The 7,500-nt window shown below is 66.9% G+C and carries 6 protein-coding genes and 1 pseudogene; all 7 read left to right on the top strand.

All coding sequences use genetic code 11. The annotated features are described in order from the left end of the window. Positions 1-86: 86 nt before the first annotated feature. Positions 87-269, top strand: a pseudogene (locus ACZ53N_RS35635) (IS1380 family transposase); the annotation flags it as partial. Positions 270-429: 160 nt separating this feature from the next. Then, positions 430-843 carry a flavin monoamine oxidase family protein gene (locus tag ACZ53N_RS35630; RefSeq protein ID WP_469144898.1) on the top strand — a complete coding sequence of 138 codons (414 nt, stop codon included), beginning with the start codon at positions 430-432 and terminating at the stop codon, positions 841-843. Beyond that, on the top strand, positions 806-1,195 hold the full coding sequence (locus tag ACZ53N_RS35625; RefSeq protein ID WP_469144897.1) for a hypothetical protein: 390 nt from the start codon (positions 806-808) through the stop codon (positions 1,193-1,195). The genes ACZ53N_RS35630 and ACZ53N_RS35625 overlap by 38 nt, the downstream gene beginning before the upstream one ends. Before the next feature lie 14 nt (positions 1,196-1,209). Then, entirely contained in the window at positions 1,210-1,938 is a 729-nt protein-coding gene (locus tag ACZ53N_RS35620; RefSeq protein WP_469144896.1) for a hypothetical protein, read from the top strand. A 2,667-nt stretch (positions 1,939-4,605) separates the two neighbouring features. Then, positions 4,606-5,490 carry a ParA family protein gene (locus ACZ53N_RS35615; RefSeq protein WP_469144895.1) on the top strand — a complete coding sequence of 295 codons (885 nt, stop codon included), beginning with the start codon at positions 4,606-4,608 and terminating at the stop codon, positions 5,488-5,490. Then, positions 5,483-6,556, top strand: coding sequence for a hypothetical protein (locus ACZ53N_RS35610; protein WP_469144894.1), 1,074 nt, complete (start codon positions 5,483-5,485; stop codon positions 6,554-6,556). Before ACZ53N_RS35615 ends, ACZ53N_RS35610 begins: the two co-directional genes overlap by 8 nt. Positions 6,557-6,918: 362 nt before the next feature. Continuing rightward, positions 6,919-7,395 carry a hypothetical protein gene (locus tag ACZ53N_RS35605; RefSeq protein ID WP_466842202.1) on the top strand — a complete coding sequence of 159 codons (477 nt, stop codon included), beginning with the start codon at positions 6,919-6,921 and terminating at the stop codon, positions 7,393-7,395. Positions 7,396-7,500: the final 105 nt, after the last annotated feature.

Below are 7,500 nucleotides of genomic sequence, written 5' to 3'. Positions count from 1 at the left end.
TCCTGCGAGTACTTCCTCGGTGGCGCCACTTCTTCCTCGTTCCCTGTTCCAGGCGATCCTATTGGACACCTGTCCGAGAACTTCGAGGCACCTCAACTGGCTTCGGCCGCTTCCCCTCCCACCACCTCCAGGTGAACGCGGCCTGGCTGGAGCTGTCCCTGGCCGCGATCGACCTGCTCGCCCGGACCCGCACCCTGCTGCTGGACGGCGACCTGGCCGCCGCTGAGCCCAAGAAGCTCCGCCACCGGCTCCTACACGCCGCCGCCCGCGGGCGGATCCGTAAGGTCGGCATGCATCACCATTCATCCGAATTTCATCTGAAAAAACGCACAAGCGTTCCTTCTGGAGGCTGCCATGAGCACCCCCGACGACGCGCCCCCGCCCGTGATGTCCCCTGTCGGCTGAGCCGCCGAGTCCCTGTACCGAGCCATGGCCGGCGCGGAGGGCTCCGAAGCGACAGGCTGGACCGGTGGCTTGGGCCTTCCGCCCGCCTCCCGCGAAGACCGCCCGAAAGTCCTCATCCTGGGAGCGGGCGTCGCCGGCTTGACAGCAGCCTACGAACTGTCCCAGCGCGGCTACCGCTGTACGGTCCTGGAGGCCTGGCGCCGGGTCGGCGGCCGCAACCGCACCGTCCGGCGGGGTGACGAGCTCTCTGAAGTCGACGCGCGCGGACATCGCGTCCGCACGCACGTGTGCGACTTCGACGAGGGGCTCTACCTCAACCTCGGCCCGGGCCGCATCCCGTACCACCACCGCCGGGTGCTGGAGTACTGCAAGGAACTCAAGGTGAGGGTGGAACCGTACGTTGGAGACGACAGCGAACGTCGTCCGGCTTGGAGGTGAGTCCGGCTACCGATGGCGGAACAACCGCGTCGCCAACGACGCCCGCGGCCATCTCGCCGCGCGCCTCGTGCAACTGGATCCGCGCCTCACACCGGAACTCCGCAAGCTACTGGTCGCCTTCGGCGACCTCGACCCGGACACCCTCACCTACGAGGGCTCCAAGCGGTCTGGGTATCTGAACAAGCTGGACATCCATCAATTCCCCCAGCCGACTCCGCCCATCCCGTTCCAGCGGTCGCCGCCATCGCCCACGTTCTGCGCCGGGACCACGCTCTCGACCTCGGATACCTCAGTCGGCAGATCACCTCGTACGCGAAGGACCCGGCCATCAGCACGGCGGGCGGCCAAGTAGTGGTTCTCGTCTCCGTGTTGATCGGTGCCGCCGCCGTCGGCCTGGTGGCTCAGGCGTTCGGCGCCTTCGTGGAACGCCTCGCACTGGCCGCGGACTGGCACACTTGGCCCAACCCGTTCCGGTACCTGACGGCGCGCTGGGTGACATCCCGGCAGCGCCGATGGGACACGGCGCACACCAACTATCGCACCCAGTACGAGGCGGCTCTGTCACCTGATCCGAGCCGGCGCCCGTCGCCCATCCTCCTGAGCATCGCCGCGCACCAGCGTACGAGGATCGCCGTCGACCGCCCCGAGCGCCCCACCTGGACCGGCGACCGCATCCACGCGGCCGCGATCCGTCTGGACCGCGATCACCACCTAGACCTGGCTACGGTCTGGCCGTACGTGGGGCTAATCCTCCCGGACAGCGGCCGCACCGAGATCACCCAGGCCCGGACCGCTCTCTCCCGAGCCGCCACCCTGGCTGCCTGGGCCGTTCTCTACACGCCGCTCGCCTTGTGGTGGTGGCCAGCGGCCGCTCTCGCCGCGGCGACCGGCCTCGTCGCCCGGCACCGTATCCGAACCACTACCTCCGCCTACGCCGACCTGCTTGAGGCCGCCACACGGCTTCAAGCCGTCACCCTGTCCCAGACCCTGGGCATCCCCCACACGGGCCCGCTGACAGACCACCTGGGTGACACCGTCACCTCCCACCTGACGCCCAAGCCACATGACGGTGGCAACAGGAGCAGTAGTTCGTGATCCACATTCGAGGTGCGTCGGGTGGGCCGCCGAGCAGCTGGCGAGGTATCGGATCTGCTGAGGAACTACGTTGCGTCCCCGATACCGGTCTGAAGCATCCGAAGGCGGGAGGGGCTGTCGATGCCCATCCCTCAACCAACTGCCCCCTGAGCCTTGCGCCCATAGACCCGAGCGCTACTCCTCAACTTCGAATAGCAGGCTTTGCCAGTACCCAGCAGCGGCGCGGCAGCCAGGACCCCCGGGGCGTCGATGGGTGAGCTACGCCGGGGCGCTAGGGGCACCGGGCTGAGCGACAGTGCCGGAAACGCGCAGGAGGTCGATCTCGGTAAGAGCGCGTTCGCGAGGGCAGGGTCCTCAGTGGAGCCAGGCGACCACCGTGTCCGTGCTGTCGGCCAGGGGGTTTCGTGTTGTCCGCGGACAACACGAAACCCCCTGGCCGACGGGTAGGCGGTGGGGGGCAACAGCGGCAGTGCCGGCACTGGTCGCGACGAACCGACCACGTCGCGAGTCAGGCCGCGAAGCGGCACACGGTGCCTGCGGCCGCTCCGGTAGGCGCGACACGCCAGGCATATCCGGAACCCCGACGTGTCATCTGACAGTGGTTCCGGGCCGCTGTGGAGAGGCGCTGGACGCCGAGGTGATCCAGGCCGCGCTCCCCCTACCCCCCGATCTCCAGTAGTGCGGCGGCGAACCGGATCGCCGAAGCCCTCGGCTCCCGGACAACGAGATCGGTGGGCACGGGCCATGTACGCAGCGGCGCCTCGATGCTGTCGGCCCACCGCTGATGCCCACCCACGATGAAGACGGTCAGGCAGAGGGTCGTCGGCCGGGGCGTCGATACCGGAGATGTACAGGCCGCGATGGGCGACGAAGCCGCTGTCCGCCGCGTCATCCGGCCCAGGGAGCCCGCAGCTGTTCGAACGTCTCGGTCTCGGTCATGTGCACCTCTCAGTCAGGCGGGCTAGTAGGTGGTAGATGCCTGTGACGACGAGGACTGGCCGGTGATCAGGTCGATCGCGACCCGGGTGTCCGTCGTGCCCTGGGCGCGCTGGAAGGCGGCGTCGTCGTGGCGGGGGCTATGGATGCCGTACGCACGGCTGGCTCAGCGGGTCAGGTTGGCCAGGAAGGACTCGGCTGTGGTGTGGAAGCGGGCCCGTCGCGGCATCTGGGCGTCAAAGTGCCAGCGGTGCCTGCACTTCGGGTGCTCCGTAACCTCGAGAACTTTCACGATGGTGCCGCGGTAGACCACCAGGAGGTCAGGCTCTGATTCCCCGGGTGGGGCACTAGCGCAGCAAAGAAGGGAGTGCGAGGACGCGTCCGCATCGCCAGTGCAGAGAGAGGGAACAGCACCTCTAATGCCTCTGACCTGCAAATATACCGATAGATATGTGCATGCATGTAGAGATAGATAACTCAAGGCAGGTACTCTTACATCGATCGATTATTGCATCGTTGAGCATGTTTATGAGCACACCGATGACTGAACCGTTTACTACATCTAGGCACATACTCTATTCAGTACCTATAAGTAGTGCTCTGTTGCTAGCTAACTAGCTAACGATCCCCCACCCGACCCGCGTGGTCGCCTGACAGACGAACGAATCACCTGGTGACCGGGCAGACCCGCCAGCGCGCTACCGGTCCAGGTGACTGACGGACATGCGTGCTGCCTCGCCACTCGTGCATGCATCTGCCTTACATACGAGCGAGTTCCTGAGGCATCAATCCACCTGCCTAGGCGCCTGCTTGCCCACATGCTCAGCTACCTGTCCACCTATTTTTCTTGCGGACTCTCGACCGCCCTTACTGACCCACCATCGTTCGGGCGGATCAACGCCATGTACGACTGCTCACGTCACTGACCGCTCAACTGACGAGCTCGTCAGCTTCTCGCCTAGCGGACGCTTCACCGACCCGACGCACTCGCCACATTGCACGCTCCGGTGCTGCTCTGCCCGGTCTTGAACGACCTGCCTCATGCACGCGCTGGCGAGTGGACTGACGGACGCCTTCCGTATGCCCCTACAGGCCTTCCTGACGACGTAGCCCGCGCGCAAGCGGACGAGTCCGATACCGCGCCGCCTTACCGACGGGCTACCCAGCGAGCCGACCCGCTGGTCTTCCATCGGACAGGCAGCGGAGCTTCCTCACTGGCCCCTCAGGTGCCGAGCAGCCAGGCTGCCGCCCTTACCCGTGCTCCTCATACCGGCTCACGTTGCCCCGCATCAGGGTGCCCATCCATCGCGCCACGTTGCTGGGGATCGCGTTATGCAGGCCACGAACTGACGCATCACGGGACGCTCCCTGCCTCATGCCATCGGGCGACGTCACGAGGCGCCTACCCGCCCGTTCTGCTGCTCCACTCTGGCACTGCCGGACCCCCCGTCACCGTCCGGCACCCTGGCCACCCTGACGACCCTCTCATCCAGGTCCTTCCGCGCGTCGGGCTACATCAGCGGTCGGCGGTCCTGTTATCGTCATGCGCGAAGATCCCGTGTCACTAGAGCGCAACGGGCCACGAGCGACACAGTGGACGCAGGAAAGGCCGCCGAATCCGGCATTTCCTTCGCTCTCGCAGGTAGCGCGAATCCTCAAGGCCCTGGTGACAAGGGGCTCCAGGCAGCAGGCATGACACTGACGATGTAGCAGGAGAGGCGGAACAGGGCGATGAAGGTCCTCGCGGTCGCGAATCAGAAGGGGGGCGTCGGCAAGACCAGCACGACCGTGAACCTGGGAGCAGGCCTCGCGCTCGCCGGCAACCGGGTCCTCGTGGTCGATCTCGACCCCCAGGCTCAGGCCGGGACGGCCCTCGGCGTGAACCTCTCCGGCGAGGACCAGCTGGCTCGTTCGCTGGGGTGGGCTCTGCAGGCCCGCATGCAGAACATGCGGATAGAGCTGCCCACCATCATGTTCGACTGCGGAGAGCTGCTGGAGGACTGGGACAGCGGGGGCTCCCTCCATCTCCTGGCGGGAGAGGAGTCGACCATGTCCGCGGCCCAGGACCTCATTCACAAGAAGGGGTACCAGGCCACGCCGGTTCTCCGCCGCATGCTGCTCGAAATCGAGGACCTCTTCGATTTCGTCGTCATCGACACTCCGCCAGCGGTCTCCTCGCTCGCGGCTACTGCCCTAGCGGCCGCGGACCACGTTCTGACGGTCTGCTACCCGGAGTACTCCACTCTCAAGGGAGCGGTGGCTATCCGGGGGACGGTCGGGTATGTGAAGGGCCGGACTGGTGGCGAGTGCGATCCGCAGTACCTGGGCGCGGTCCTCAACCGTTCGAGCGCTCCCTCGACGATGAAGGCCCAGGAGATCAACATCCGTAACGGCGTTATCGAAGCCGGTCTGTACCCGTTTGTGACGGATATCCGCAAGGATGACCGGATCTCTGGTTCCTATGCCTATGGGGAGCCGGCTGTTCTCCGCTTCGCGAACCACGCCCCGGGCAAGCAGTATGCCCGGCTGATGGGAGAGGTTCTCACGCGCATCGACCAGCCGGTCGAGAAGTGGGAAACCCCCGAGCTGATCGCCACGGGGGCCTCCGATGAGTAATTCGTCCTCCGGCGGCAAGGGCAAGAAGAAGTCCGCCTCAGCATTTCAGTCAGCGGCCAGAGGCAAGGGGCAGCCGGCGGCGCTGCTGCAGAACCTCCTCGCCGGTGCGGACGAGGTTGCCGAGCGTTCCTTTCTCGGCGGCGGAGGCACGCCCGCGCCCGAGCCCACTAAGCCCAGTGCCCCGGTGGCCGCTGAGCCTGCTGCCCCTGTCCCGCCCCAGAGCCGGGATGAGACAGAGATGCCGGAAGCCTCTCCGGCAGAGGCCCCGGCCCCGGCCCCGCAGGAAACCACCGGCGGCCTGCGAGTGGAACCGGCGCAGGGGGGTGTTTCGGAGGCCCAGCAGGGCAGTAATGCCCTCCCGATCGCTGCCGAGGCAGCCAGCCCGGGCACCGGTCTGTCGTCACAGGCGCCGTCGGAACCCACTTCCGCACCCGTGCCAGCACCCGCAACTGCCCTGGCTCCAGCACCCGTTGCTGAGCCGACCCCCGTCATCACCGAGGCCCCGCCTGAGACGCCGGCCCAAGACGAACCGGCGAGCCCGGCCTTGGCTCCCGCCACGTCTCCCCGGCGCCGCTCCAAGAGCCCGCGTGGCCCATGGGCACACAATGCGGTCCACGAAAGCTTCGCCCAGGCGAAGATCCGCTCGGAGGAGTGGGAGCAGCACGGTTTCCGTATCGAGCCCGAGATCCTGGCAGCGCTGAAGGCGCGCATTGCCCGGGACCGCCGCTCCTCGGGCAACGGCGGATTGGCATTCGGCCACTATCTGGATGCGGCGCTGCGGCATGCCCCGACGAGCGTCGACGAACAGATCGTGTGGGCCCAGCAGTTCCTCGACGACCGGATGGCGTATGTCGAGAAGGGCAAGCAGTCGACCTACCGTGTGGGCCGGCAGGCGCACGCCCTGATGTCCTCCCTGCATCAGGAGTTGCAGGAGGCGGACTACGGTCGGCGGGGGCTGTACGTGGTCTCCGCTGCGCTTGAGCGTCTGCTGCACGCACTCAATGCTGAGGGAGCGCTGCGCCGACCGGAACGCCGGAGCCCGGCCGGAGGAGCTCCCCAGGCCTGAGCTGCGACCCAGCCCTTGAATATACCGATGCCTGTAGCCGACGCTGTTGCGTCGGCTACAGGCATCTCTGCATGTATTCCTATCCCTTGCTGTGCATTCCCCTAACTGACGATGCATCTTGCTCTATGCCTAGTCGTCCACCGATCGAGTTCTCACCCTCCCTGCCTCTCTGCGACCGTGTCACTAGATCTGATTCGCCACCTCTGGCGCAGTCAGGAGACTGACAGCCGCTCAAACTCGGCACTACCGGGTGGCTCATCGGCCATGGCGACACACGGCAGGTCTAGTGACACAAGAAATTCCAAGGCCTTATGCGGTAGCGTGTGCAGCACGATCAACACACATGACTGCGGAGCAACCCGATGGCTGAGACCAGCATTCAGCTCAGCACCAGCGCCGTCGCAACAGCGGCCGGACTGAGCGAATCGTGGGCATGGAAAGCCCGCGACCAGGGCGTACTCCACGCCCCCCACTTCGAGGACGCCGTCGTCGCCCTGCGCGTCTACGCCTTCGTCTCCCAGATCGTGTGGCCCGGCAACCGACGCCCCCGCAGCGCGCGCCAGGACCTTGAGCTCTGGCAGTCCAGCGCCGTCGAAGCTGCCCGGGAAGCCGCATCCGACCCCAACACCACGTCAGAAACCGCGTTGTGGGTCCTTGAGGATTCCGTCCACCTGGTGACCAGCCCCGGCCAGCGCGCCGCCTTCGACCTCGACCACCTCAACGGGCGCGTCGCCTTCAGGATCCCTGTCGGCCTCTGGGTCGCCGAGCTGCCCGAGGCCATAGCGGCTCTGGGCACGCGCCGACGCCGGACCTCGCCGTCCTCCAAGCCTGCGGCCTGACCCCTGACGCGGGGGGGGGGGGGGGGGGGGGGGGGGGGGGGGGGGGGGGGGGGGGGGGGAGGGGGGGGGGGGGGGGGGGAGGGGGGGGGGGGGGGGGGCAGGGGA

Source organism: Streptomyces sp. NPDC033229, from assembly GCF_055576875.1.
This window is presented reverse-complemented; position numbering and strand designations above follow the sequence as displayed.

Coding starts and splice junctions, on each gene's coding strand:
- ACZ53N_RS35630 (WP_469144898.1), top strand. CDS start 430: ATGGCCGGCGCGGAGGGCTCCGAAGCGACAGGCTGGACCGGTGGCTTG.
- ACZ53N_RS35615 (WP_469144895.1), top strand. CDS start 4,606: ATGAAGGTCCTCGCGGTCGCGAATCAGAAGGGGGGCGTCGGCAAGACC.
- ACZ53N_RS35610 (WP_469144894.1), top strand. CDS start 5,483: ATGAGTAATTCGTCCTCCGGCGGCAAGGGCAAGAAGAAGTCCGCCTCA.
- ACZ53N_RS35605 (WP_466842202.1), top strand. CDS start 6,919: ATGGCTGAGACCAGCATTCAGCTCAGCACCAGCGCCGTCGCAACAGCG.